Genomic DNA, 26,473 nt, shown 5'->3' with positions numbered 1-26,473 from the left:
CTCTATTTTAACTGCATCTGAACTATTTTCTAGAAAGATCCCGTGATAGTAATAATATTATCATTATCACGGGGTACTCCTAACCAACATGTTTGTCCCAAAGTATTCCCCTCCCCACCACCGAGTGTATTTTTAGGTAAGGTATTATTATTGACTTTTATTTTTATATCCCAAGCTAAAGGATCAATTAAAGTAAATTTCATTAATTCTTTTAGAACAATATTTAGTTCCTGCCCTGGTAAAAATTTTAAATAATGAGAAAAATCTAATTCATTAATGCATAAGTTAAATTTTCCCGATAAATCTGCGATTGTTTTACCTATATGTAAATCCTGACCCAATACACAATTACATTTGTTAAGGTGGTTAACTTGACTATCTGCAATACTTACTCGACGAAAAACCCATTCTTCAATACTGACATTATCTAACCCAAAACAGTGAGCAATAATACCAGATACAAGCTTAGGAGAGCGTGTCCGAGTCGATAATTGTCCGACATAAGATAATAACTTCGCCTTATCCAAACTAACACCATTGCAGCGTAATATCGATTCAGATAAACCGATAAAATTGAACAGGTGACTGGATAACATATCGTTAGCACCGCTTTGATATTGCACATGATGTCGATATTTTTTCCAAGTTTGATATAATAACGATAAATAGCGATTATGAAAAAAATCAAGAAAATATCTTACTGGGTTGTCATCATCCCGACCCGCTAATTTTTCCACATAAGAGCTTGGCAATGGTGAGCTGCTACCATGTAGACCTAAGAAATTAACTTCTAAATTAACATAATTACGACCGTCATATTGATAGCTTGTTATATTATTTATATCACTCTTGGGATAAGATAATTCAGGTGAAACAGAGAACTGAATATATTCATCAACAGTATACCGATTACCACCTACGCCTTTATACTTAATGCCATGATGACTTTCAAACTTCTTTTCCAGTAATGAAGTTAAGTAAAAGAAACTGTAATTATGTGCATTTTTTATTATATCATCCATCATAAAATCGGTTGCTGCCCCACTTTACTAGACCAATTATAAACTTCGTTATTCACTACATTTTCAACTTCAAGTTCAGTGAATGAGTTAATACTTGCATATAACCTTATAAATTCATTAAGTACCGAAGCAAATAAGAACATATCACCTTCATTAGTAAACATACTTGAGTTCATATCCATTTTTATCTTCATACCCCGTATGGATACCCCCTTATAAATACGTTCGATTGGCACCGTGAAGATATTTTTTATCCCGTCTAGCCTCTGCTGAGAGGTACGTTGGGATTGCCGATCGCTGTTAGCATTAAAGTCGTACGTTGATAATAAAACCTTTAACGCATCAATATTCGTAAGTGATAAATAGTTTAATGACATATTTGAAATTAACTGCCACTGTAATGCCCCGTTTATATTTGGACTAACTGACGCGGTTGGTTTTGATATATTGGTAAATGAAGCATACCCAGGTGAATTTTGAGTGGAATAGGTAATATCACCAATAATTAAACGCTCAGGGAGGTTCGCATTACTGCATGTGAGCTTCATAAGCACCGTTTCGCTCGATAGATTAGTTATTTCATTCTGGTGCGTGTAAAAAGAAATATAACGCTCAAAACCACTCCCAGAGGCCCTTTCTGCAACATTTGACTTATAATAATCTTGCTTTTCAAACGTATTAACCTGATGCTCAAATGACTCAAACTCTAATAACTGCTTACGCTTTCGTTCGTTATTATCCCAACTATCAACATTATTAATCGAGTAAACCTCATAATGATCTTGATTAAGACTTTGTGGTCTAACTTTATATTGAGTTTGCTTATGCTCAACCCTTATCGGATCAGCATCTTTATCGAATAGATTCACAATCGGTGTGCAGTTTAATTTAAAATGCTTATCTTTTATCACAACATCTAGCGGTAAGGCTCGGGAAAAAACAAAGGAAATTTTAACTGTATTACGTTGTGGTAAACCTTTTAGCCAATCCAATCCATTAAGATCAAAAAACATAAATTTTTCAGGTAATGAAAAATACTCTTGTAATAATCGATAGCCCGCGAACGAGTTTTCACCGTAAGGCAATAAGCTTTCATCATCACTGTATCCAACAGGACTGATCATTGAAGCAGGTAATCGCTTTCGGCTACCATCTCCCGTATCTAGCTCTATATAATCCAAATAACGGAATAACCAAAGAAATATGCTCATCGAGATATAACGTTCACCATTTAAATAAAACCTTAATGTGTCAAGTCCAATGCGAGCAAGTTCAAGATCATTTTCAACGCTAAGGTTGAGGCTAATGACAGAACTAGAACGGCTATTTTCTTGTTTAACACTATTTATTTGGATGGGATATAAATCAACGTTATAACAAGTTTTAAAAATGCATTTCGTACCATCAACCAATTTACTGGCCATTTCAACACCAGAGGCAACACGTGTTTTCTCTGTGACACCGCCACTGTTCGGAGTTAGCTGAGCAATACACATTGAAGGAATAGAGCGAGTATAATGGGGCCATAACAATGTCATTAGAGATTGGGTTAATTCTGGGTATTCATCATCTATTTTTTCTCTAATACGTCCAGTTAAAAACGCAAAACCTTCTAGCAATCGCTCAACGTCTGGATCGTATGTACTTTCTGATAAGAAATTAGCTAGCTGAGGATGTTGCTTAGAGAATTCATTTCCCGCTTCTTTTAAATAAGTTAGTTCACTTTGAAAATATCTAGAGTTACTCATTTAATTGCCCACTCATACGTTAAATTGTCCATTTACTCCCATATGAACATCTATCGATAATGGCATATTTATTCCATTATGAGAGATATCTCCAGAGATACTAAAATTAAGCTGTAGGGGATCCTCATTGCTCTCTCGATACAACACATCGACAAATTTTATTCGAGGTTCAAATTTTTTAATTGTATATATGATATTTTTTCGAATGTTTGATACTAAATTAGTATGGTTAGATAACACGTCGTTAAAATCTGGTAGTCCATAATCAATACAGGTCATCGCATTACCTGCATGAGTATTAAGTAAATCGGCAAGATGCTGATGAATAGACTCGATTAAATGCCTCTGCGATATCACTTTTTCATAGCTATTTTTACTTTCACCTAACTCAATACGTTCGAACAATCTATAACCTTTTTCCATAAACCATCTTATAATTAAGCAGTGATACACGATCACCGCTTAATATTCACTGTAAATAAACCTTAAATTTGGTCTAATTTACCAACTAAAGACAAATCAAAACTCGCCCCCATATATTTAAAATGAGGTCGAACCGAAAGTGAAACTCTAAACCAACCCGGATCGCCATCAACTTCTGATACGTTGATCTTAGCCGCTCTTAACGGACGACGACCACGCACTTCTGAAGGCGGATTCTCTTGGTCAGAAACATATTGGCGTATCCATTTGTTTAGTTCAATTTCTAAATCTGAGCGCTCTTTCCACGAACCAATCTGTTCACGCTGTAAAACTTTAATATAGTGCGCTAATCGGTTAATAATGAACATGTAAGGTAATTGTGTACCTAATTTATAATTCATTTCAGATGTTTTACCTTCCGGTGTATTTGGAAACACCTTCGGTTTTTGAACTGAGTTCGCAGAGAAAAATGATGCATTGTCAGATCCTTTACGCATAGTTAATGCTATAAAACCTTCCTCGGCTAATTCGTACTCACGGCGATCAGAAATAAGAATCTCTGTTGGTATTTTAGTTTCGATTTGTCCCATCGATTCAAAGTTATGAATAGGTAAATCAAATACTGCACCACCACTTTGCGGCCCGATAATATTTGGGCACCAGCGGTATTTAGCAAATGAGTCTGCTATTTTAGATGCCATCGCGTATGCTGAGTTACCCCATAAGTAACTGTCATGGCTACCTGTAACAACTTCATTATAATCAAATGATTTAATAGGATTGTCTTCCACAGAATACGGGCTACGTAACATAAATCGAGACGCACACAAACCTAAATAACGCGAATCATCACTATCACGAAGAGCCCGCCACTTAGAATATTTAGGACCTTCAAATACCGATTTAATATCTTTGAGCCCAGGCAATTCTTCATAACTGTCCACACCAAAGAAATTAGCTGACACAGATGAAATAAATGGGGCATGGGACATAGCGCCGACGTTTGACATATATTCAAGTAACTTGATATCAGGCGATGACGAATTAAATTGGTAGTCACAAATAACAGCACCAACCGGTTTACCACCAAATTGACCATATTCACGTGTATAAATTTGATTATAGAGACCAGACTTAACGACTTCAGGTGCATCATCAAAATCGTCTAAGACTTCATTTTTTTTCGCTGAAATAAGCTCTATTTGAATATTTTCACGGAAATTAGTATGATCGACAAGGTACTTAAGGCCACGCCAAGTTGATTCAATTGCTTGCACTTCTTCATGATGTAAAATGGCATCAACTTGTGATGATAATTTAGCATCAATATCTGAGATCATTAAATCAACTAGTGATTGCTCAACCTTTTCAACAGCATTATGGCTGAGTAGTTCAGCAATAAATGCCTCAACACCACGCTTAGCAACATCAAAACCTTCGTCTGTAGGTTTTAAACGTGTTTCATTTAAAATACTGTCAAGTAACGAACCTGATTCAGCCAGACTTACGTCTTGCTCTGCTGTTTGTGCATCTAAACTCATACTAGCTCCTATCCTTCTTCCGTTTTATCAACATTTAGTTCTTCTAACAATAGCTTACGAGAATCTTCATCTTGAAGAATTGATGCAATTTTCTTACGAAAAGCAGGTACATTACCAAGCGGTCCTTTTAAAGCAACCAACGCTTCTCTTAAATCAAGTAAGCTCTTTAATTCAGGTACACTTTCAGCTATCGATTCAGGTGAGAAATCCTGGATACTATTAAAAGTAAGATCAACCGTCATTGGGTGAGCGTCTTCCTTACTAAGTCTATCCTCAACTTTCACTATAATATTTGGAGAATAGCCTGCAAGTACATCATTAAAGTTATCTTTATCTATATTAACTAATGTACGATCTTCAATTGGTGTTTCATCTGCTTTTGCAGAAAAGTCACCAATAACAACCATACTCAAAGGTAATTCAACCTCTTCACTTACATCACCAGTAGGTGGAACATACTTAATATTAATACGCTCTTTTGGAGCAACTGAGCCATCGTTTGACATAACAATCCTTATTTATTAGGTTTTCGGTTTTAAGATTTCCACTCTTGATACTTATCAGGTATATCGTCACTGTTTTCATAGATATTACTTAAAGTTAAATTGACCAGATAATCAAGTTGTGTACACAGAACAGGTTCCCAATTAACTAAATTCATGTCACAACGTATAGGCCATAATTTTTCAATATAAGGCAAACATAAATGATGTAATCCAGCTAATTGGTAAACCTTAATGATTTGTAAATAGTTCATAAATCGTCCTCTTCCTGAACTATCACTATCGAGATCTTTTGATATATCAAAAATAAAGCTGCCGATATTTTCAATATCAACATAATCAATTTCAGTATCAAACACGAGTGAAGTACCAGAGGTATGCAGTGGTTTATCATTGGCGTCTAGCCATGCAGTTGTTTCAATATCAGCAAATGGGATATTATTTGAAAACCTTAATGCTGCTATTCCTTTAAATTTTTTAGACAACGCTTGCACCTCTGATTTAATGGCTTCAGCAGCATCTAAATAATTTAATGCTTTTAATGCTTTGTACTGTATGAAATGACCAGTAAGCCAGAAAGGGCTATTTATCAGTGTTTTTTCAAGCTGCTTAATTAGCTCAACAGTCGGGTTTTCAGTGGCTAAACTCTGATACTCAGCACATTTATCGGCTGATATAGCAAGGCTCAAAAGCGTTGTCTTAGCATCGTCAGAAGACGGAAGTTCATCGATATCACACCAGGCTATATAGCGATTTATTCTATAAGCTAAGCCGAATCCGATCTGATTAGATAACAGGTAATGAGAAAGGGTTCCTAATGAGGCCTTAAGCGTACCTGCTGTAGAAAAATCAACATCGAGTTCTTTTGCTATGACTAGTGGCGTAACGGCGGTATTGCTCTTATTTTCATGACTTCGATTATCACTAGCATTCGCACTTTTGGCTTCATTTTCTACAGTCATCTGTGCAGTGCTAACTGGCTCAGGTACAACAGGCACTAATAGCAAGGGAGTCAGAGTGTTAGCTAACCGATTGAAATTAACATCGATGTCTTCAAATATAGAAAATAAAGCTGAACTTACTGATTTAGCTAATGCTTCGCATTCAAAGATTATTGATTGATCAACAGCATTAACATCGATTTTCGGTAAAACAATGTCCAGTTGGTTTAACAACCAATCTAGCACACCGTCTCGACCTCTTTTACGCCGCGGATAAAGCTCTTTACCAAATATGGTAATTGCATTAAGTAATAATTCAAGTCCATCACGCAACCCTACAAATTGCTTACGTTCCACCATAGAACGGATTAAATAGCACAGAGGTTTAAAATCTTTGCTGTGTGATACCAACACTTCAGTTGACGTCGCATCAACGACTTTCCAATCAACCGTTTCACCAAAAAGCGAACCAAACTTCTTAATCTCTGATTCCATTACCTCATAACAAAATTCGTATTTAGCATCTTCTCCTGCCGGAGATGAATTCGAAATCGGCTCTAACAATGCCACAATCTCTGGTAATTTCATTATATGACCTGCTCACTTTTTGTTAATTTAACAAGTAACCTTTGTATGATGAGTGCACCATCAAGCGTGACTTTGGAGATATGTTTTTTAGCCAAATTATCAGTCACTATTTCAGTTAAAAGAACACGTGCGTCTTGAGCTCGTTCTGGCGATATTTTCGCTAACTCTTTATAAGCTTTGTTAATTTTCGTATTTGAATATATATATTTTCCCGTTACCGTTTGAAACAAAATATATTCAGAACGTGCAATAATAAGCGAATCTATTTTTTTGGATAATATTTGGAGGGGACCGACATAATCTTCCAGGTGCTCTAATAATTGAATAGAGTCCGTATAACGAGATTTTGATTCAAGCAATTCAACACGCGCCACAACAGCGTTAATTAGCTTCTTATAAAATGCTTTCGAATAATAAAAATCATTCACTTTGGCATTCAATAATGCTTCATTATTTAGCCTAGCCACACTTTTAGTATCCCCTTTTTCTAGATACTTTATAGCTTGTTCAATTGATATACCAAAAGACCCATTAATATCTACAGTATCCGATATCAATGTATTTACATTAGCCAATAATTCGACAAAGGATGTCTGAACAAGGTTAGTGCCAGGTAAGGTAGGCGCTGAAATATGCTGACGTAAATCAACAATTTGTTGCTTAAGTTGACTTAATTTATCTAACTGCTCTAATGGATAAGATTGGTTCTTAACAATAACATCCTGATTATCAACATAGCGTTGCTCAGCTTCAAGCTCACTCACTCTATTAGCACGTGAATACGCATTATCTTCTAAGCTTATTAAGTCCTCATACAGTTTGTTTTCAGCATTATTGTTCACAACGATAAAACCATAGCCTAATATAATAGAAAATAAGAGCGTAAAACTGAATAAAGCAATAATCCCGGCATAACTGACATTCGAACCAAAAGAAGTCTCTTTACCGCTTGCCTGCGTTAAAACCAAGTCAGCATTACGTAAACTATTAAAAATAGGCATACCAGATAGAGATTTTGATTTTATGTCTATTTTAGCCAGCTTTTGAGCAAAATTAATGGGGGTCAAACCATGACTTCGCGGTGAAGAAAGAACAAAATTTAACAATGCCCATATATGCTGCGGAATATCACTTGATCCCTTAAACTTAGAGATATCATCTGCGAGATTAGCGCTGGACGTACTTCCGATAAATAAGTGATAAACGACAACCGCTAATGAATACACATCATCCTGTGGTTCACCGATATGGGAATCAATAAAAAGAGGAGATGCATACCCAAGACTTGCTTCAGCGTAACCGTCACTTTCATTAATATATTGCGCAGCACCAAAATCGATTAACCTAACCGCATCATCTTCATCAACAATAATATTTGATGGTTTAATATCTAAATGGCACACACCTTTCGTATGCATATACTCTAATGCACCAGCGACTTGATAAATGAGCCAAGCAATATGGTCGTGACGAAAACCCTTAGCTGAATAACGATTCACTTTTTCAGCAATCGATTCACCTTGAACCCATTCATACATAAAATAAGGCGTATGAAGTTCTGAACTAACTTTAATAAAGCGGCTAACACTTGGATGTTGACTTATTTCAAGACAAGACGCTTCAGCTAAAAGCTGTTTTTTAGCCGATTCATCATTAATATTGACGATAGTTTTGCAACAAATTTGTTTATCTGGTTGATCTTTTTTTGCAAGTTGATAAATAATTGTTGAAGATGAAGGCGACGTGATTGTATCTACAATATCAAATTTAGCTGACAGCACATCAATTAATTTAGGCTGCTTTGCTCGCTCAATATCTTCCTTTTTTTTATTTTTCTTTTCAATAGCCTTCGCAATAACGCTATTAATAAACTTAGTTTTTACGTTATCTACTTCAGACAAAACTTGCTCTTTTCTAACTATAAAAGGGTATGAGCAATACTAGTTTACTTTAACCTTTCATTTCAATAGCATTAAAAAAAACAAGCCTTTTGACTGGGGTATTAGTTATTCCGACTATGAAAAACATCATAATAACCATTATGATTTGTAGTAAAAAAGAGACTAATTGGATTATTCTAATGACAACCTTAAAATAGCGCACTCTTCTTCATGATTAAATAAGAACAAAGTCGTACTTAATTCGGTTGAAATTTCACGATTGGCTAGCGTAAGACATACCAACGCAGAAGCATTTCTTAGGTAGCCCCAAAGTTCATTCACTTGTGTAATATTATCCGGTTCAATAAAGTATTCACTTCTGGCTCCTACCGCAAAACCATAGTTTTCAGAATGCGATCGTGAACTCGTCATATCACTATAAATCTTACCTAGATTATTCGTTTTATTACTGCAGGCTTTCACTAAACGTGAACAACCGCGCCTATCCTTATTATCATAATCGACACGATAATCTACAATTTTAGACTCTGCGGTTAATTTTAATGTACTCAATAAATTAGCCTTAACAAGAACAACACCAGCAGCCCCTTCACTCGGAATTACTCCCCATGGATATGTGGATGAAAACAATGCTTTATTCTCTGCATAATAATCAAAATCTGCGGCTGGATTGTCCAGCGAAATTGATATAATCGCATCACAATGTTTCATTTCACCTAACATTGTTTCAATAAATTCGCAGCCATTTTTATGGTGTAAACTGACTCGAGAAATGAACACCGTATAAGGACTACTATCAAACCAGCTATCAAACATTTCCTTTGATATACTATGTGGTAACGATAAGAGTAATGGTAAGGGTTTCAGCGAACGATGTAATTTGTTGAGCAAACTGTTTAATAATAACTCCAATACTGAAAAAACACGCTCAGATGGCTTACTTTCCTGAATAAAATCCATATGTCCGATGGTTTTATTCACCCCATCATATTCATCTTTCTTAGTATCAAACCGGCCAAGGTCTGCCCTAGCTAAAGCAACCGCTAATGGTAAGTTCATACCTGTAGGCAACACAGCATCAGAATTTAGAATGAAAATATCTTTTCTATCAGTCATATATATCCTATCGTTTATTAAACCGAGTTAAAACGAGCATATGTTCACGACCTTGACAAGGAAATGATGCAGAGAATGTGGCACTCACAGAGTTATCCTCAGTATCAAAAAACAGTGTATGTAAATCCAATTTCTTTGTCTCCTTGGTATTATCTGAATATTTGACTTCTGCTTCATAATTTTCTTTTGGAAGCGTAAACATAACTACGCCATCATGGTTAAAACCAGAAAGATTAATCCGTTCCCCTCCGTTCAAAAAACCCGAACATTGTTGATCAACCGGTGCCGATTGATAAAATGCCAGATCAAAATCCATTGGTAAAAGCGGCCGCCGATGATTAAACCAAGTATCGTCAAATGAACCCGCTAAGCGATAACGTTGTTGAAAAAATGTGGGTAAACTACCAAAGCCAACAACGGCCATTTTTTTCGGGTTTAAATTCCAGTTCTCAGAAATATTAAATACCGAGGGTACCTGTTGAGCCTGCAGTTCGCTCATATTTTTGCCGACACCACAACCAATACGATTACGCTCATCAGTACCTCCAACAGCATGGGTATAATCAATATCTCTTACTATAAATGTCGATGGTATTGAGGGAATAATACTCCCCGATTGAACAACCCACTCTCGGTCACCAACAACTTTAATTTGCTTATCTATATGCCCTTCAACAAATAAACGGCAAATATGTTCTGCACAAGGTGATTTTTTAAATGTTTTAGCTTTTCCGTTAATAACAATGTCAGTATTATTTTTATGAATAGCAAAGTCATGATCAGATATGACGGGAGATAAACCAGGCTCCCCCAAATAAAGAGGATTATCTAAGATATGTAAATTATTAGCGTCTTCATCCCAAACTGTACCATCTAAGACCCAACGTTTTTTTAATGTTGCAACCCACACTTCCAAGCCATCGTGATCACGTTGAAAGCGCCCACTTACTGGATAAACTAATTCTGTTTCAATATCCCACAACTGCATTTTTTTCCCTCACGTTATACCGTTCCTTTGCAACACAATTACTTCTCATTTTACTTAATACAGAATATTGACGCTCGGCCTTAACTAATGAGTTCCAAGGGAAATACCCTCTACATATAACGCATAATTCTTTCCATATCCACATTCTTAAATTCGCAGTAACTTCAACACTTGCTAATAAATTTAAGCTATTATCAAAGTTTTGTAGATCTCCAGAACGCCAAAATGAAAATACAATTTCACTTCGTTCTCCCCACCACGTTTGAATCTCTTTGACAGCAACTGAGTAATCAATATCAGTCCCAATTTGACTTGGTAATACAGGTAACTGAGTACCAAAAATGACATATAGTGCAACGATCCAAGATTCACCTGTATCTTCATTTATCTCGCTTAGCATAGCGATAACCTGATTAACATCGCGACTATCGCCTTTTAAAGCAAATCGTACTGTAGCTATCGAACAACTAGGCTCAAAAGCACTGTGTGTGTATTCTGAAACACCCAAAATATCACCAAATATCGCCAGTTCATCCACAGTAAAATTTGGGTCATATTGAGTTCTAAACCACTCACGTCTATCTGGACGAGACAATAAATGTTCAAATACATTACTAGGTGTAACAGGTTGTTGAACCATCCAATCACAGCTTGATGGAAGATTTTGAGTCACTAGATATCGATGCATAATCTCTTCATCAATAGTGCAATCTAAGCTTAGCAATGTCATCGCAAATTTCGATGATAACTCCCCGCGTAACTGTAACGTGTCGAACAACAAAGATGAGCGTATTGAGCTTGACTGAATCAATATGCGTGATGCAGCACAAAATCCCTCACTATCAGATAAACTTGCGATACTTTTCCATGATGTCTCACTTAACGCATCAGCAATACTAATCGCAAAAAAACTAGATCTATTGTCTATTTTTTCTAAACCAATAGATAAGAGTGCCCATAGAGCAACGTCAGGATACGAATCCTTGAGAAAATAAATATACCCCACATCGATTTTATATAACTCGATAAATACATTATTTAACTGCGTTAATTTTTGAGTCACTAATGTTAAATAAGGTAATTGGGCAGAAGGAAAACCAGAATTGAATATATTTTGGCGCTGCTTGAGATAGAAAGAAGCTGTTTCTGCAGCCAGTGTCGACTTATCGATACAAAAACGAGATTGTGAAGTGTCTATACTGGTTACAAGGGCGACTGCATTACTAAGCTCTAGGCGCAATGAATCTAGATGTTTGTCATCTAACCTCTGAAGGTTGTTTTCGCTGTTAATAATTTTCTGTAATTTATTCATTATAAATCATCTAATTAATTGATATTGTTGAACCTCGAATTTGTTGGGCTTTTTCTGCTTGGGTCGTGATATATTTTGCAGAACTAGTCAGCCGCCCATCGCGTCCACTATATGTACTAGAAGTACAACCACTTTTTAGCGTTAGCTCTTGCTCAGCTTCGATAATAATAGAACTTGCCTTTAACTTTAACTCTCCATTTCCCTTCACTAATGAAAAGAAAATATCGGTAACGACAGGTAAATTAATATCGCCACCGACAAATTCAACTCTGCATGTCAATTTGTTTTCTATCGCCAAGTTAAGCTCTTGCGAGGTGAACAAACGCCCCAATTTTGCAGTTAACCCTTGAGAATACGGATTACCGTCAAAATCAACACGTACAGTGTCCATCGACTCTTGTATTGCTAGCACATGACCAAAGCGGGCCAAGATGGCACTTGGTTGTGCCTCGGCATACTCGCTTGACAGCATATCAAATGAATCAACTTGTTTATTTTTCATTAATTAACCGCCACTTTTCCGCCTTTAATCACAACTTTATCGCTGCCTTCAATCATAATAGAAGAACCAGATATTTTAATCGATCCATCACTGTTCATCACCAACTGAGATCCCCCTGTTTTGAACACAATTTTATCTGCACTGACAATTTGCGTTGCACCATCTGCTTTATAAGAATTATTCCCCGTAACAGATACGGTTAAATTACCACCCACAGTTTGTAAATCGTCAGCCGAAATATCGACAGCACGTGACGCACCAACAGTTAAGTTATAGTTTGAACCTATGTCTACATCATCATTTTTAATAATTTTAGTTGTTCTATTTTCACCGATATCAATAGCCACATTCTTTGAAACTGACTGTGTTTCATTTGCGTTATATTTCACCGTAACATCTTGCTCAACGGTTTCAGTAAAGGTGCTATTTACAGTTGTCGTTTTATACCCATCAATGGTTTCATTATGATCACCTTTAATTTCGTTAGTTTGATGTCGTCCAACCTTTAGAAACTCATCATTTGTAATATCTCTGAACCGGTTATTTTGAACCAATGTCGACATATCTTTCTGCGCTCTGATATACACCTCTTCTTGATTGGCTTCGTCTTCAAAACTTAACTCATTAAAGCCCGTCCCTTTATGGGTTTGTGTTCTGAAAGTTGTTTTCGTTTTATTCTCAGGCAAGCCGTAAGGTGGTAAATTCAAACTATTATAAACAGCCCCAGTTACGAGCGGACGATCAGGATCACCATCAAGAAACGTGACGATCACTTCATGACCTATGCGAGGAACACAAACAGCCCCCCAATTAGCACCAGCCATTGTTTGTCCAATTCGGATCCAGCAACCTGCGTTTTCATCGTTTTCGCCATAACGGTCCCAATGAAACTGAACCTTTATTCGACCAAGTTTATCGGTATATATCTCTTCATTTGCAGGACCGACAACAACAGCCGTTTGTGGACCATCAACGACAGGAGATGGCATTTTAGGCGCTTGGTACTCGACATCACGAGGAATACAAACAAAACTGTTATCGTAAGTAGTCGGAAGGCCACTACTTTCTTTTTCATGTGCCTGAGGGTTGTAGCCATTATGACTCACCCTTAAAATGGTAAAATCTCGATTTAATGTTGTTCGAGGGTGATTCTCTATATTAATGCTATACCCAGAGGCTAAGCGCATAACATTACTTGTACACTCTATCTGTTCACTATCTACAACGTACTCGGCAACATGTTCCGAGACTTTTTTCTGACCCGAATCCGGATTATTATAGCGGCCAGGATAGTCAAAACTAATTAGATCATCATTTAGCGCAGCAGTGCTACCCATTTCTAACGGGGTATTAGGGTGAATATAATTATAATCACGTTGAACAACAGCCCCTGTTTTAACTCTATTAATACTTTCTAAATTAAGAATATGTTCACGGTCAGCATTACCACCGCTATCAGATTTAAATGGTATAGCCCCTTCGTAAGAACTGTTATTATTATCAGAAACTAACTCTACAATGGCATCATTACTATCAACAATCACCATAGTATGCATCTCTTCGGTGTGCTCAAAATAATACCAAATGCCATATTCAGCCATTAATCGCTGTAAGAACACACTGTCTGACTCTCGATACTGTAAAATATAATCTTGAGATGCATAAGTTGATGACAGTTCTAATCGATAATCACTGATACTCGCTTTGCTAAGTACTTCATCAATAATATCTGTAACCGCCATTTCTTGGAATATACGGCAATCTTGACGTTGCGATAAAAACCAAAACTGCGGGGCTAAAATCACTTGATACCGACTAACGCTCTTGCCTGAACCAAGATAGCGAACTTCACTGACCACGCCATGAAATTGTTTCGATACATCTTCACCTTGTCCATATAGACTCAATAACGCAGGCTGCCGTATCAAGGTATCAAATGGTATATCAGCATCAGTTGAAAGTAATGATAGATGAATATGAAACGGTTTTGATATTTCTTCTGTAACGTTAAAGCTTTCAACTTTAAATTCAAGATCGCAGTCATTTACTTTAAATTCAAATCGAACCATATCTTTCACCTGATGCAAATAAAACGTCTAAAAATAAGTAGATTAATTATGGGGGAATAAATCGAAGTATAGATGGGGACAACAAGGTCCCCATCTATCAGCAAAGCTAAAATTAAGCTTCGCGAGGTGCACGCCAATCATCGTTACCAGCAGTACCACATATTTCGTGTGTTACTTCGATTGCACGGTAAGTTAATTGCAATACTTCTTCAACAACACGCGTTGATGTTGCATCATCTTGACAATGCGCCATACGAGTATCAATATCAACAATCAACGCATCAATCAATTTAATTGTATAGTAATGCTCTTGCTTACCTTGGATAGACGTACGGTAAAAGTTGATGTAACACTCAGGTAGTTTTTCACCACTTACCAGTGAATTGAAAAGCAATGGAGAGCAACGGTCTTGTTGTTTCGTTACAATAACAGGACGATGAACACGTTGGCCCGTTGGTTGACCACTTTGTGGGTCTCTTGGCACTGTTAATACGTGATCAAGTTCTTGTACTAAGAATTCGTTAATATGTGCTTCTTGCCATGTGTTACCGACAGAATCTGCAGAGTATGCATCTTTAGTAATATGACCTTGAGTTTCACCGTTGATAGACATATAAGCTGGAGTTGGCATTCGTATTTCCTTGTTTTATTTAATATTTAGTGGATTAAGTTATCGTGACCAAATCGCTAATCACTGCGATACCGGTATACAAGCAAAAGCTATGCCAACTCGAAAAATTAAAATAAAGGAACCTATAAACAACAACTTAAAACAAAACAAGGTATGAGTTCAATAATATACTTAACGTTTAAACAACAACTTATTGTGAATGCTAACAATTTATTGTGATAACCCAAACTAACAAAAAAACATATTTAAAATAATGCCTTACGAATAGCATTATGGGCATTATGAGCGATAAAACATCGTTTTAACTAAACAAGGGTAGATTTTACATTCATATTGAATTAATAGACCTGCATTCTAACTAGTAAACGAGCCAAAAACCCCTCCCCTTAAAACGCGATTTTATTTTTTACGTATAATAGCAATCAAATCAAACAACTAGGCTAAGCTATTAACACATGATAAATATAAACCTATCTTCATTAATACAGCGTTTGCACCCTATAGCAAAAACAGCATTAGAAGATGCTGCTGCGTTAGCAGTTTCTGAGCAATCCGCCGAAATTCAGATCGAGCATTACTTATTAAGCCTATTAGAAAGACCAAACAGCGATTTTGATTTATTACTTAATCAATACGATTGTTCTGAACATTTATTGCGTCAATCGATTAAATCTTCATTAGATAATTCAAGCAAAGGATACGGTGGTAAGCCTGTATTCTCAGCTCTGTTAATTGAATGGTTACAAGAGACATGGTTAGTATCTTCACTGGATCTGTCGCAGACACAAATCCGAACAGGTGGATTATTACTCACACTGGTCAGTAACCCTCTGCGTTATGGTCAGCATGGTTATGCTTCATTATTCGAATCAATAAATACTGAAGATATCAAGCGTAACTTTACTGCGTTAACAACCAATTCAATAGAATCTCAACGTGAAAGTACAGAGCAAGAGTCAGCAAGAGAAGAAGGCTCTGCCTTAAGTAAATTTACGACGGACTTTACCGGTAAAGCACGTAAAGGTGAAATCGACCCGGTATTCTGCCGTGATAAAGAAATTCGCCAAATCATTGATATTTTGGCTCGTCGCCGCAAAAACAATCCGATAGCAGTTGGTGAACCAGGTGTTGGTAAGACTGCCGTCGTTGAAGGCTTAGCCCTAAAAATCGTGCAAGGTGACGTACCCGACATTCTTAAAGGCGTAGAGTTATACGGCCTTGATATGGGTCTGTTACAAGCAGGTGCAAGCGTTAAAGGTGAATTTGAAAAACGCTTAAATGCTGTATTAGATGAAGTTAAGCGCTCTCCTACCCCTATTATTTTGTTTATTGATGAAGCCCATACCCTCGTTGGTGGTGGCAATCAAGCAGGTGGTAGTGATGCAGCGAACTTATTAAAACCAGCGCTTGCACGTGGCGAAGTGAAGACCATTGCAGCAACGACCTGGTCAGAATACAAGAAATACTTCGAGAAAGATCCGGCCCTTGCACGTCGTTTTCAACTGGTAAAACTTGAAGAACCATCGCCTGAAGAAGCTGCACTCATCATTCGCGGCTTACGTCCGATTTATGAAAAATCACATAATGTATATGTAAGAGACGATGCCATCATGGCTGCAGCAACCTTATCTGATCGCTATATAACAGGTAGACAGCTACCCGATAAAGCCATTGATATTATAGATACAGCTTGCGCTCGTGTTAACATCAGCCTTAATTCGATTCCCGCACCAATTGAAACGCTACAACAAAAAATTGCGGCTGCTGAACGCGAGTTATCTGCCTTAAAACGTGACCAGCTGCAACAAACGGGTGACAAACATCGTCTCGCTACGATCCCTGCATTAGAACAATTAATTGCTGATGCACAAGCCGAACTCGAAACGCTCGATCTGCAATGGCAAAAAGAAAAAACGTTGATTCTTGACATGTTAGCACTACGCAAACATTTGCATGTGCTAACAACGCCAGCGGCAGATCGCCAGAATACAGATACAGATACAGATACAGATACAGATACAGAAAATACTGATAAAGCATCACTAAACGAACAAGAGGTTCGTATTGCTATCCAAGCGTTACAGGAACAACTTGATCAATGCCGTGGTAAACAGCCACTCGTCCATTTTGAAGTAGGTCCTGATGAAATTAGCCTTGTCATATCCGATTGGACTGGTATTCCAATGGGTAAGATGTTGCAAGATGAATCGGCAACGACGTTAAATTTAGAATCGGTATTAACCGAAACGATCAAAGGGCAAGCGCATGCTATTTCAGCACTTGCAGAAGGTATCCAAACAGCGAAAGCGGGGCTTGTGAATCCAGACGCGCCAACGGGTGTATTCTTGCTTGTTGGTCCAAGTGGTGTAGGTAAAACAGAAACAGCCAGAGCTATCGCAGATCAAATGTTTGGTGGCGAACGTTTCATGACAACAATTAACATGTCTGAATTCCAAGAGAAACACACCGTATCACGTTTAATTGGCTCACCTCCTGGTTATGTAGGTTACGGTGAGGGAGGCATGTTAACCGAAGCGGTTCGTCAACGTCCCTACTCTGTCATATTGCTGGATGAAGTTGAAAAAGCAGACCCTGAAGTGCTTAACCTCTTCTATCAAGTGTTTGATAAAGGCACATTAAATGATGGTGAAGGCCGCACTATTGATTTCAAAAACACGCTTATTTTAATGACAAGTAATCTCGCTACCCACGAAATTGTCTCGTTGGTTCAACAGTCAGCCGATATCCAAGTAGGGACCATTGCCGAAGCAATTCGACCAACGTTAAATAATCATTTTAAACCTGCGCTATTAGCACGTATGAATGTGTTGCCTTATCTGCCATTAACAGATAAAGCGATGACAGATATCATTAATCACAAATTAAATACAGTCTCTAAACGTTTAGAAAGTCATCATAAACTGACCTTGGATTATGATAATGATCTTGTTGAGTTTGTGTTGGGTAACTGCCGTTTAGCTGAAACAGGGGCGCGTAATATTGATGCTGTGATAAATAGACAATTACTACCACAACTATCAAATCAATTACTTGCTCACGGTAAAAATGAAAATGATTCTAAAGTGACTGTGAATGTCGACGAACAAGGAATCATCCAGTATGCCTTCAGCTAATACGAAGGAACTGAACAATGCACTCTTTGCGATCAGCCAGTCTTTGGCTGATCGCAGCCAATTAGCGTCAACACTCGACGCTATTTTGGTTGCTGCACGTCAGTTAACAATGGCAAAACATGGTATTATCTATGTTTTAGATCAAACCAAAAAATCATTAATGCCAACCGCCGTACACAACGAGGGCAAGACTCAAACCGACCATGCTTGGCAGCCACTCACCTTAAATGCTTTGCAAGACAACGACCCTTTTAGCTATGCATTACAAACAGGTGAAGTTGTTTTGGTGAATGAGTTATACCAATATAACGGATACAATTGCAGCCATATTTATGAGGTAGAGCTTATAACAAGGCAGCAAAGTCAAAACCTATTGGCATGGCCTTTAATTAATAGCCAAAAGCAAACCGTTGGCTTACTTGTGTTATTGGATATGCAAGTGATTGATGACGAACAAAGTTTAACCTCGTTCACTCAATTAGCAGGGGCAAGTATTCATCAAGCAGTACTGTTAGAGCAATACAATGCAACAATCAACCTCTTGTCTGAAGATAACAAAGCGCTACTAAAAGAAAACAAGCAGCTTAAACAACGTAAAACCAATGACCACTCGGGCCCTATTGCAGAAAGTGATGAAATGCAGCAGGTACTGTCTCGCTTACAGCGTATCCTTAGCCTTCCGGTCGATGTTTTGCTACGCGGTGAAACCGGCACAGGTAAAGAAGTTGTCGCTAAATATATCCACGAGAACTCCACCCGCGCTTCGCAACCGTTTATTATACAAAACTGTGCTGCGATTCCAGAGCAATTGTTAGAGTCAGAATTATTCGGTCACAAAAAAGGCGCATTTACTGGGGCGGATAAAGATAAAATAGGCTTATTTGAAGCAGCAAATGGCGGCACTCTTTTCTTAGATGAAATTGGTGATATGCCATTATTGTTACAAGCTAAACTATTACGTATTTTACAAGAACGAACCTTACGCCCGATCGGGAGTACCAAAGAAGTTCACATCGATGTTAGGGTCATTGCAGCAACACACTGTAATTTGATGGAACAGATTAAGCAAAATAGATTCCGAGCAGATCTGTTTTATCGCTTAAATGTATTCCCCGTTACGCTACCACCATTACGCGAGCGCACCAAAGATATTTTACCTCTAGCAGAGCACTTCATCACCTTAATGAGCAAGCAGCTAACACTTGCGCATTCACCAGTAATGAGTCCACGTGTACGTAAACAGCTTACCCAATACGCATATCCAGGTAATGTTCGAGAGTTACGTAATATCGTTGAACGGGCGGTATTGCTTTCTGACTTCGATATTATTGATCATATCGAAATTAATGATGAAATAGCACCACAATCATTCGATTCAGACAATATTGTTCATGCGGAATTTGAGCACGTTGCCGTCGATGCATCGACATCATTAAAAGAAGTAGTGGGTAATTATGAACGTGAGGTGTTACTCAAATATCTCAACTCTTACAATTGGCAAACCAAGCGTGTCGCAGACGAACTGGGCTTACCTGTAAGCACGCTTAGCCACAAGATGAAGAAGTATGACATCAGCGCAGCGTGTTAGGCACGCTACGCTGCTAGCCTCAGTTACAAAACATCAGCACCGCAGACTTAGTATGCTACGGCGTATGGGGACTATAACGTAGTAGAAACCATCGTCTTTAACGCTTGAGGTAATGGTTCTACCGTTTTCGCCTTTATCGGGTCAGTGATCCAGTCAATCAGCCTACTTTCTTGCTCCTTTAATGATAGCGCATTCCAGATGACAGCCGAGTCTTTACCCACATTATGGTTTCCAGCTTTACCCATCTCTGAAAATGGTGCTGGCATGAACTTGCCGTTTTCTGACAATCGCACTTGGTAATCGGATAGTAACGCGGTATTAGTCGCGCTACCTGTTTGAGTGATATGAGATATGTTCAAAAGCGAATACTTATATGCATTTTCTTTTACACTAACTGGATCACCAAACGTATTTAGGATCTTACCAAACGGCCTTAATCCTTTCACTTTATTCCCTGACAGCGAAACATAATCGAGATCAAACTCAACTTCATAAACAACATATGCAGTCTTGCCTGATAAATCATTCTTGTCATTCAATTTAATTAAACTTTGCGTCACAAAGTCACTCAGCTTAGTCGTTTTCTCATCTTTTTCGAGTCTCCATTTGGCATCTTTCTTCAATACACCCAAATAACGCATATAAGCTTGATAACTTGGCCCTTGTTGCATTTTTGATTTATCTGAATTCATCATTATCGAATCAAAACCGCCAATATGTAGCCCTAGCGAGGTTTGTACTCGACGCCAATCTTTTCCGGTATCTTCGTAATAAGACTTATTATGCGTTTTACTAATAAATAAAGCTGAAATTTTAAATGGGGAAGCTGTCGACCAAGTAAATGCAGATTCGGGTAATACTGGATATATTGAATCACCCAAGCCCATTTTAGGAATAAATTTTATCTGGCTGTTACTCGTAATTGCGAGATAACATGCAGCTGGATTTTCAATGATATTTTTTACCGAACCTTTCTTCACTTCAGCTTCAGTGACGAATTCAGGGATCAGTAAATCACTTTCACAAACAGTGCGCGGCATTTTTCCAAAGCCACTTGCCAACATAAGTTGATGACGATGTTCGCCATGTAATCCAACAGGTAGTGACGATGTAGCAGCTTGAGTAACCTTCGCATTTGCTACTGTTGCTGGCATATGGTTTGTTGATAAGTCAATATTATATGTTTTACCGATTAGGCTAAAAGCATATTCCATTTGTCTAAATCCGCCTTCAGCAGTATACATTGCCAATAGTTTTTCTTTATCCGAAAATAAATATTTTATCGTATCAGTAAGCCAAATTTGGTTTGCAGCCTGCCAATAATTATTCAGTTCAGATTCTCCAACTAAAGGTTTAACCCCCTTAATCATGTCATCACCCCAATAATAAAATGGCTCAAACTCTGTGGCAACTAAGCGCGCCTCTTGCTCATCGTCGCTAATATCTGGATTATTATGCTCATTATTAAAAAAATCCGCTAGCTCATTATCACAATCGACAGAAAAATCAGTCAATGCCATCGGGTGGAATAATGTGTTGAATTTAGGTCCGCCAACATCAAACCCAAATAACTCTCGGCGGTAGCCAATATTAGCCTGGAATATTTGCTGATTTAAATCATCTTGATCACTTTTCCACAGTACAAGCTGCCATTTCATTCGATGGAATGGCGATAACCTTGCAACTTTTCCTGCAGCTGTTCTTTGCTTAAACCAGTTCGCATAAGTAACCCAATGCTCCGAACCATAAGGTTCTAAATCATGGGGTTCTGCAACTAACAAACGTATAAAACCAATTTCCTCATGCTTAACGACACGTTCAAAAGGATGCATATGTTTAACTAAACTATATAGCCCATCTGTTTTATCTTGCTTAAACAGTTTATTTTGAACTGGGAAAGCCCGATTAAAAGCCCCTTTTGTACTTGTATACTCAATACCGTAATTTTTATAATCTGTATATTTAGGTTCAACCGTCGAGTAACCAGATATAAAATTGCTACCTTTTTTAACAGGGTACATAGCTTCATATGCTTTTTTCATCCTGTCGGACAATAGCTGCTGCTCCCACACAGTGGCTAAGCTATCAACGTTATAGCTATGTAATATCCAAGCATCATTGTCAATATAGGTTTTGATATAGCCTTCTATATCATATTTAGCAATGTTCTTATCCCGCGCACATTTAGCAATTAAAACGAATAAACCATTTAATGCTAATGCACGCATTTTGTAACGCTTAATGAGTTCTTTTGCAACATTAGAACTACTAAGATGCTCACTTAAATCTTTGACTGTAGAAAAATCGTGTTCTCCAAGTTGCTCATCAATCTCACTGAGTTCTCGCAACATCATCTTACTTTGTAGAGCAAGTTTATCTAGACTGTTTATTTTACTCATTCTGTCGTTAGATTGCTTAAAGTAATAATCCAATAACGTCGCATCTAATACCTGACTCGCGGATTTAATCAAACCGGTACTTTCTTTTACCAGCAAGACCCCTTTTGCTCCAACAGCAAGGCCTGGGATAAAACAGCTAACGCCAACAGCACTTTCAAACAAAGCAAGCGCTAACTCTCTTTCCAATGCCTGTTCACTGTTAAGCGCGGTCATTTCACTAAGTCGAGTCAACTCCATTGCTCGAAATCCACTGCGACTTGGCGGTAAACGTAATGCTAACTCTGATACATAAATACGGACTTCAACACGGCGATTATTCTTCAACGCGGGATTATCACGATTAATATCATCACCACTGGCTTGCACAATGACTTTGCTCTCTCCGTAAGCTGCGACCTTGACTCGCTCTCCGAACTTAGTAATATTCTTAAATTTATTTGCAACGGTGTTAGCACGCTCGAATGAAAGTTTTAAGTTATAACCACTAGTGCCGTTTTGGTCAGTATGTCCTTCGATCTCAATCTCTATATTTAGATGTTCATTCATGACTTCAGCAAGTTCTTCTAGGTAATCAAGGGACCCTTTATCTTCAACAATACCGACATCAAAATTAAATAGCAGTTTAAGCCCTGCGCCACGCCCATCTTGGAATAATGAGACGTTTTCGTCACTGCTTGCTTTTTCTGCAGTGACTTTATCTAATAGTGTTTGTAATATATCTTCACCAGACTTGCGTTGCTTGCTCCAAACCGGAATAAGTTTCAGGTAATGAGTAGCGACATCATTTACTTCTGCTTTACGCTTTTTGGTGAGCTTTTCAGCTAGTTCGAGCTGTTTGTTTTTATCCGCTAAATCAGCCATGGCATAAAATGAACTTACCGCATTGAGTCCTGTAAAGCCGAGTGACGATAACGCTGGACGCCAGCCGGTTACACCGTTAAGAAACCAACTTCTCGGTAATCGACTAGCCAACACTCCATATTGACCATTTCGAATAGGGTTACCCACATTCTCAATGAATTTTTTGGTATTTAAGATATAATTACGAAACAATGCACCGGCACCAAGCATTCTTGCTTTGTTTAGCGTGTCTGCGGTACGGATCTCTTGCAGTGCATCAAATGCCGCTTTGGTCGATGATATGCCAAACATAAATTCAAGACCTGATACCATGGCATCGGGTAAGGTTTTTTTATCGACTTGCGACCAGAGCGTATTTGCAAGGGCTCCCATTGCATCCATTTTTGAATCAGGATCTAACGCGATATTAAGCCCAGTATCAGCAATATTAAGCCCTGATTTTTTTGCTATTTCCCAAATCGCACCACTCATTTCCGCTATGCTGCCCACGGCTTCCAGTTTGTCTACCTCCCCTTGTTTGTACTGCTGCAATCCGGTCATGTATTCAGGGAATTGATTCATCAGGGATTCTTCAAGGGAGATCATGTCACCGCATACAACAGCTAACTTTCCAAATGCGCCGACTTGACTTAAAGAGATGTATTCACGAAGTTCGTAAGTGACAGACATTAACAAACCTTCTTCATTTCGCTCCTTTACAACATTTTTTACATCATCTAAAAATGCAGGCATTTCTCCCAATTCACGACGATTAAATACAATACGTAATGTATACATACCATCGACAAATGTTTCGGGGTCAACTTGTAATAACGCACAAGGTCGCTTTTTTCCCTCTTTCAATGTTGCAGTTGATTGCGCCAATAATGTTTCAGGGTCTTCGGATTTGTCATTAAATCGCAGCAAAGAGACGTTAACATTTTTATACTCAGGGGTTGAAAACACAACACCACAAAAATTAAACGTGGGCACCAAAAAGCCAGTTAATGGTTTACCGATATCATTTACGCTGTAGAGCCAATCATTATAGTTCTGCTTTGCTTCAGTTAATAACTCACCAGGTTTAGCCCTGTAAGCCGGGGCTAGTTGCGACAAATCCAGTGTCGATGTGGCAAAAGAGATCGCCTTAGTCATCGAGTTATAAACATCACCTTCATCATTGGTGATTTTACTCGCCATACTTTTTAATTTACCGCATATATCACCGACACTTGCTGTTGATGATGCAAGCTCGACAAGCATTGATAACGGCGGGAATGTGAGTTTATAGTCGCCCGATATGCTGTGTAGAGGCGCTGCTTGACGTAATATGTCATGACTATTCACCTCTGAATGACAAGATGTGCCCACACCTAAACTATACAAACGCCCTTTGGCATTGGTTCCCCATAACATGGGTTTTTCATCGCTATCAGCCTTGCTTGCGATGTTTACAGCAACCGGAATAAAAGGCAATGGCCGGACATTTTTCAGGGCTGTATTTTTACTATGATCTTTATCTTCATTTAGTGAAAAGTAAGTTTTTTCACCTTGTATTAATTCAGAGTTAAACATTGCCCCAAACAAATAAACAGGCTGACCTAAATCTTTCACTAGTGATTCACATGTTGCCATTATTTACCCTCCTTAGTAAAAAAACGACCATTATTGGCGAATGCATTGTAAACATTAGATAATCGAGCACTACGACCCGTTTTAATGACCGACCAGCTTGTATAACTTAATTTATTACCGGATTTATCTTGAGAGTACATGATAATTCTTGCCGCGCCTTCTTGATATTCATCACCATTAACACTGATATTTTCCATGGTGTGTATTTTCCATTTATCTTTACCTTTATTATCAACCGCAAACCAAGTCTTATTCTCAACATCAATAAACACTTTATGATAACGGTTTTTAGCCCAAGCGTATTTACCGTTGGCACTGATAGCACGCTCTCTGTAAATTCGCTCTTCTACAGTTTTTGTATCGTCCTCTTCAGTGAGAATGTCATAGAGTCGTTTATTATCCGACTCTCTGTACACAGCGACTCCGGCATCCGATACAACAATTCTTTTCCCGCCATAAATCACCGTTTGTGGCGTCAGTCGAATATCAACAGCCTCTTTCTTTTTCGTTGCAAGGGTATATTTAATGTATTCACGCCCGTTAGAATAATACAAATAGCTGCTGTCTTCAGCCCAGACCAAAATTGGCAGTGTCGAGCTTGAACCGAGTATGATTGACTCTTGGGTTTTTAAATCAAATAAAACTTTATTAAACCCTGCGATAGCATTGTTTGTATAAGCCAAATAACGATTATTTGGTGAGCGACGTAATGTCCCTATACTTGTTCCTGAAAAATCGTCTGTGACTAAGCGTAAATCGGTACCATCAATTTTCATGCTCCAGATTTTTTCACGCTTTTCATAGGCATCGCTTTTCATTTTTCGTGAATTACCGTTATCCCAAAAGAACTGTAAGCGAGGTTGGTCGTATGATTCTGCATTATCTAAATCTTCACGTGGCCATTCTTTGGCTTTGTAAACATTGTACTGAGGCATCCCCAATGGGTGACTTTCGTCATCATAAGTAATGTAGTTATGCTCAGTCACGTAATCACGCTTTTCGGTGATGACCTCTGCAACAGGCTCGGGCTTAGTCTCTGTTTTATTCACTGCTGGTGAAGGTTGACCGCAAGCTTGCAGTAACAACATTGACAACCCCAGGAGCAAAACAATACCTTGATGCTTTTTCATTTAAATAATTCCATTATTTAGTTTTTGACTTTTATTTTGATAAGTCACGTGATTAAACAGTACGTGCAGAAAAGCCGCCCGCGTTTTAATTGGGGATGGATTGCAGAGTATTGATATGTGGTGCATGTTCATGCAATCTCCATAACCTAGCCGTTAAATGAGTTGCAGTGATGTTAAGCTGATTAGACTTAATGAAGCGATTTGGTTTACAACAGAAATGATAAATAATTTTAGGGTTTAGTTCAAGCGTATTTTAGCGTTAAACACTAAATAAACAAATAGTTAAGACGTCATCCTACAAAGTTCATATAAAGGCGCAGCTTGGCGTAATGTGTTATGGCTATTCGCGTTTTGATGACAAGATGTGCCCACACCTAAACTATACAAACGCCCTTTGGCATTGGTTCCCCATAACATGGGTTTTTCATCACTATTAACCCTGCACTATCAACTTTGGACTAT

General features: G+C 38.0%; 17 protein-coding genes. 2 read left to right on the top strand and 15 right to left on the bottom strand.

Translation table 11 applies throughout. From position 1 onward, the window contains the following. Nucleotides 1-29: 29 nt before the first annotated feature. The 13 genes from tssG to HWV01_RS07590 all read right to left on the bottom strand — a co-directional run bounded on the left by tssG (nt 30) and on the right by HWV01_RS07590 (nt 15,285). Nucleotides 30-1,025 carry a type VI secretion system baseplate subunit TssG gene (tssG, locus tag HWV01_RS07650; RefSeq protein ID WP_211674811.1) on the bottom strand — a complete coding sequence of 332 codons (996 nt, stop codon included), beginning with the start codon at nt 1,023-1,025 and terminating at the stop codon, nt 30-32. Next, a complete protein-coding gene (gene tssF / locus HWV01_RS07645) occupies nt 1,022-2,770 on the bottom strand; it encodes a type VI secretion system baseplate subunit TssF (protein ID WP_211674810.1) in 1,749 nt (582 codons plus the stop codon). Before tssF ends, tssG begins: the two co-directional genes overlap by 4 nt. Nucleotides 2,771-2,782: 12 nt before the next feature. Further along, nucleotides 2,783-3,193, bottom strand: coding sequence for a type VI secretion system baseplate subunit TssE (gene tssE, locus HWV01_RS07640; RefSeq protein WP_211674809.1), 411 nt, complete (start codon nt 3,191-3,193; stop codon nt 2,783-2,785). 62 nt (nt 3,194-3,255) lie between these two features. After that, the gene (gene tssC / locus HWV01_RS07635; RefSeq protein WP_211674808.1) at nt 3,256-4,734 is read right to left on the bottom strand and encodes a type VI secretion system contractile sheath large subunit; all 1,479 of its coding nucleotides are present in this window, start codon (nt 4,732-4,734) and stop codon (nt 3,256-3,258) included. An 8-nt stretch (nt 4,735-4,742) separates the two neighbouring features. After that, the gene (tssB, locus tag HWV01_RS07630) at nt 4,743-5,240 is read right to left on the bottom strand and encodes a type VI secretion system contractile sheath small subunit (protein ID WP_211674807.1); all 498 of its coding nucleotides are present in this window, start codon (nt 5,238-5,240) and stop codon (nt 4,743-4,745) included. 29 nt (nt 5,241-5,269) lie between these two features. Then, nucleotides 5,270-6,766, bottom strand: a complete 1,497-nt coding sequence (tssA, locus tag HWV01_RS07625; protein ID WP_211674806.1) for a type VI secretion system protein TssA — start codon at nt 6,764-6,766, stop codon at nt 5,270-5,272. Continuing rightward, complete coding sequence (locus HWV01_RS07620; RefSeq protein WP_211674805.1) at nt 6,766-8,667, bottom strand: protein kinase family protein; 1,902 nt, start codon at nt 8,665-8,667, stop codon at nt 6,766-6,768. Before HWV01_RS07620 ends, tssA begins: the two co-directional genes overlap by 1 nt. A gap of 171 nt (nt 8,668-8,838) precedes the next feature. Next, a complete protein-coding gene (locus tag HWV01_RS07615) occupies nt 8,839-9,783 on the bottom strand; it encodes a hypothetical protein (protein WP_211674804.1) in 945 nt (314 codons plus the stop codon). A 7-nt stretch (nt 9,784-9,790) separates the two neighbouring features. Then, nucleotides 9,791-10,771 carry a DUF2169 domain-containing protein gene (locus tag HWV01_RS07610; RefSeq protein WP_211674803.1) on the bottom strand — a complete coding sequence of 327 codons (981 nt, stop codon included), beginning with the start codon at nt 10,769-10,771 and terminating at the stop codon, nt 9,791-9,793. Continuing rightward, the gene (locus tag HWV01_RS07605; protein ID WP_211674802.1) at nt 10,752-12,083 is read right to left on the bottom strand and encodes a hypothetical protein; all 1,332 of its coding nucleotides are present in this window, start codon (nt 12,081-12,083) and stop codon (nt 10,752-10,754) included. Before HWV01_RS07605 ends, HWV01_RS07610 begins: the two co-directional genes overlap by 20 nt. 10 nt (nt 12,084-12,093) lie before the next feature. Continuing rightward, on the bottom strand, nt 12,094-12,585 hold the full coding sequence (locus HWV01_RS07600) for a hypothetical protein (RefSeq protein WP_211674801.1): 492 nt from the start codon (nt 12,583-12,585) through the stop codon (nt 12,094-12,096). Continuing rightward, on the bottom strand, nt 12,585-14,654 hold the full coding sequence (locus tag HWV01_RS07595) for a type VI secretion system Vgr family protein (RefSeq protein WP_211674800.1): 2,070 nt from the start codon (nt 14,652-14,654) through the stop codon (nt 12,585-12,587). The genes HWV01_RS07600 and HWV01_RS07595 overlap by 1 nt, the downstream gene beginning before the upstream one ends. Before the next feature lie 112 nt (nt 14,655-14,766). Continuing rightward, entirely contained in the window at nt 14,767-15,285 is a 519-nt protein-coding gene (locus tag HWV01_RS07590; protein ID WP_211674799.1) for an Hcp family type VI secretion system effector, read from the bottom strand. Between the two features lie 455 nt (nt 15,286-15,740). On the opposite strand from HWV01_RS07590, the gene tssH reads away from it, so the two are divergent. Further along, nucleotides 15,741-18,419 carry a type VI secretion system ATPase TssH gene (gene tssH / locus HWV01_RS07585; protein ID WP_211674798.1) on the top strand — a complete coding sequence of 893 codons (2,679 nt, stop codon included), beginning with the start codon at nt 15,741-15,743 and terminating at the stop codon, nt 18,417-18,419. Then, on the top strand, nt 18,406-20,007 hold the full coding sequence (locus HWV01_RS07580; protein WP_211674797.1) for a sigma-54-dependent Fis family transcriptional regulator: 1,602 nt from the start codon (nt 18,406-18,408) through the stop codon (nt 20,005-20,007). Before tssH ends, HWV01_RS07580 begins: the two co-directional genes overlap by 14 nt. Nucleotides 20,008-20,078: 71 nt before the next feature. Here HWV01_RS07580 and HWV01_RS07575 read toward each other — a convergent pair whose 3' ends face one another. Continuing rightward, the gene (locus HWV01_RS07575; protein ID WP_211674796.1) at nt 20,079-24,881 is read right to left on the bottom strand and encodes an OmpA family protein; all 4,803 of its coding nucleotides are present in this window, start codon (nt 24,879-24,881) and stop codon (nt 20,079-20,081) included. Beyond that, entirely contained in the window at nt 24,881-26,011 is a 1,131-nt protein-coding gene (locus HWV01_RS07570; RefSeq protein WP_211674795.1) for a hypothetical protein, read from the bottom strand. The genes HWV01_RS07575 and HWV01_RS07570 overlap by 1 nt, the downstream gene beginning before the upstream one ends. Nucleotides 26,012-26,473: the final 462 nt, after the last annotated feature.

Origin of the sequence: Moritella sp. 5 (genome assembly GCF_018219455.1) — a bacterium.
GTDB lineage: Bacteria > Pseudomonadota > Gammaproteobacteria > Enterobacterales > Moritellaceae > Moritella.
The sequence above is the reverse complement of the archived record's forward strand: the minus strand, read 5'-3'. Positions and strand labels throughout refer to the sequence as shown.

Coding starts and splice junctions, on each gene's coding strand:
- tssB (WP_211674807.1), bottom strand. CDS start 5,240: ATGTCAAACGATGGCTCAGTTGCTCCAAAAGAGCGTATTAATATTAAG.
- tssA (WP_211674806.1), bottom strand. CDS start 6,766: ATGAAATTACCAGAGATTGTGGCATTGTTAGAGCCGATTTCGAATTCA.
- tssC (WP_211674808.1), bottom strand. CDS start 4,734: ATGAGTTTAGATGCACAAACAGCAGAGCAAGACGTAAGTCTGGCTGAA.
- HWV01_RS07590 (WP_211674799.1), bottom strand. CDS start 15,285: ATGCCAACTCCAGCTTATATGTCTATCAACGGTGAAACTCAAGGTCAT.
- tssE (WP_211674809.1), bottom strand. CDS start 3,193: ATGGAAAAAGGTTATAGATTGTTCGAACGTATTGAGTTAGGTGAAAGT.
- HWV01_RS07605 (WP_211674802.1), bottom strand. CDS start 12,083: ATGAATAAATTACAGAAAATTATTAACAGCGAAAACAACCTTCAGAGG.
- tssF (WP_211674810.1), bottom strand. CDS start 2,770: ATGAGTAACTCTAGATATTTTCAAAGTGAACTAACTTATTTAAAAGAA.
- tssG (WP_211674811.1), bottom strand. CDS start 1,025: ATGATGGATGATATAATAAAAAATGCACATAATTACAGTTTCTTTTAC.
- tssH (WP_211674798.1), top strand. CDS start 15,741: ATGATAAATATAAACCTATCTTCATTAATACAGCGTTTGCACCCTATA.
- HWV01_RS07595 (WP_211674800.1), bottom strand. CDS start 14,654: ATGGTTCGATTTGAATTTAAAGTAAATGACTGCGATCTTGAATTTAAA.
- HWV01_RS07580 (WP_211674797.1), top strand. CDS start 18,406: ATGCCTTCAGCTAATACGAAGGAACTGAACAATGCACTCTTTGCGATC.
- HWV01_RS07570 (WP_211674795.1), bottom strand. CDS start 26,011: ATGAAAAAGCATCAAGGTATTGTTTTGCTCCTGGGGTTGTCAATGTTG.
- HWV01_RS07600 (WP_211674801.1), bottom strand. CDS start 12,585: ATGAAAAATAAACAAGTTGATTCATTTGATATGCTGTCAAGCGAGTAT.
- HWV01_RS07615 (WP_211674804.1), bottom strand. CDS start 9,783: ATGACTGATAGAAAAGATATTTTCATTCTAAATTCTGATGCTGTGTTG.
- HWV01_RS07575 (WP_211674796.1), bottom strand. CDS start 24,881: ATGGCAACATGTGAATCACTAGTGAAAGATTTAGGTCAGCCTGTTTAT.
- HWV01_RS07610 (WP_211674803.1), bottom strand. CDS start 10,771: ATGCAGTTGTGGGATATTGAAACAGAATTAGTTTATCCAGTAAGTGGG.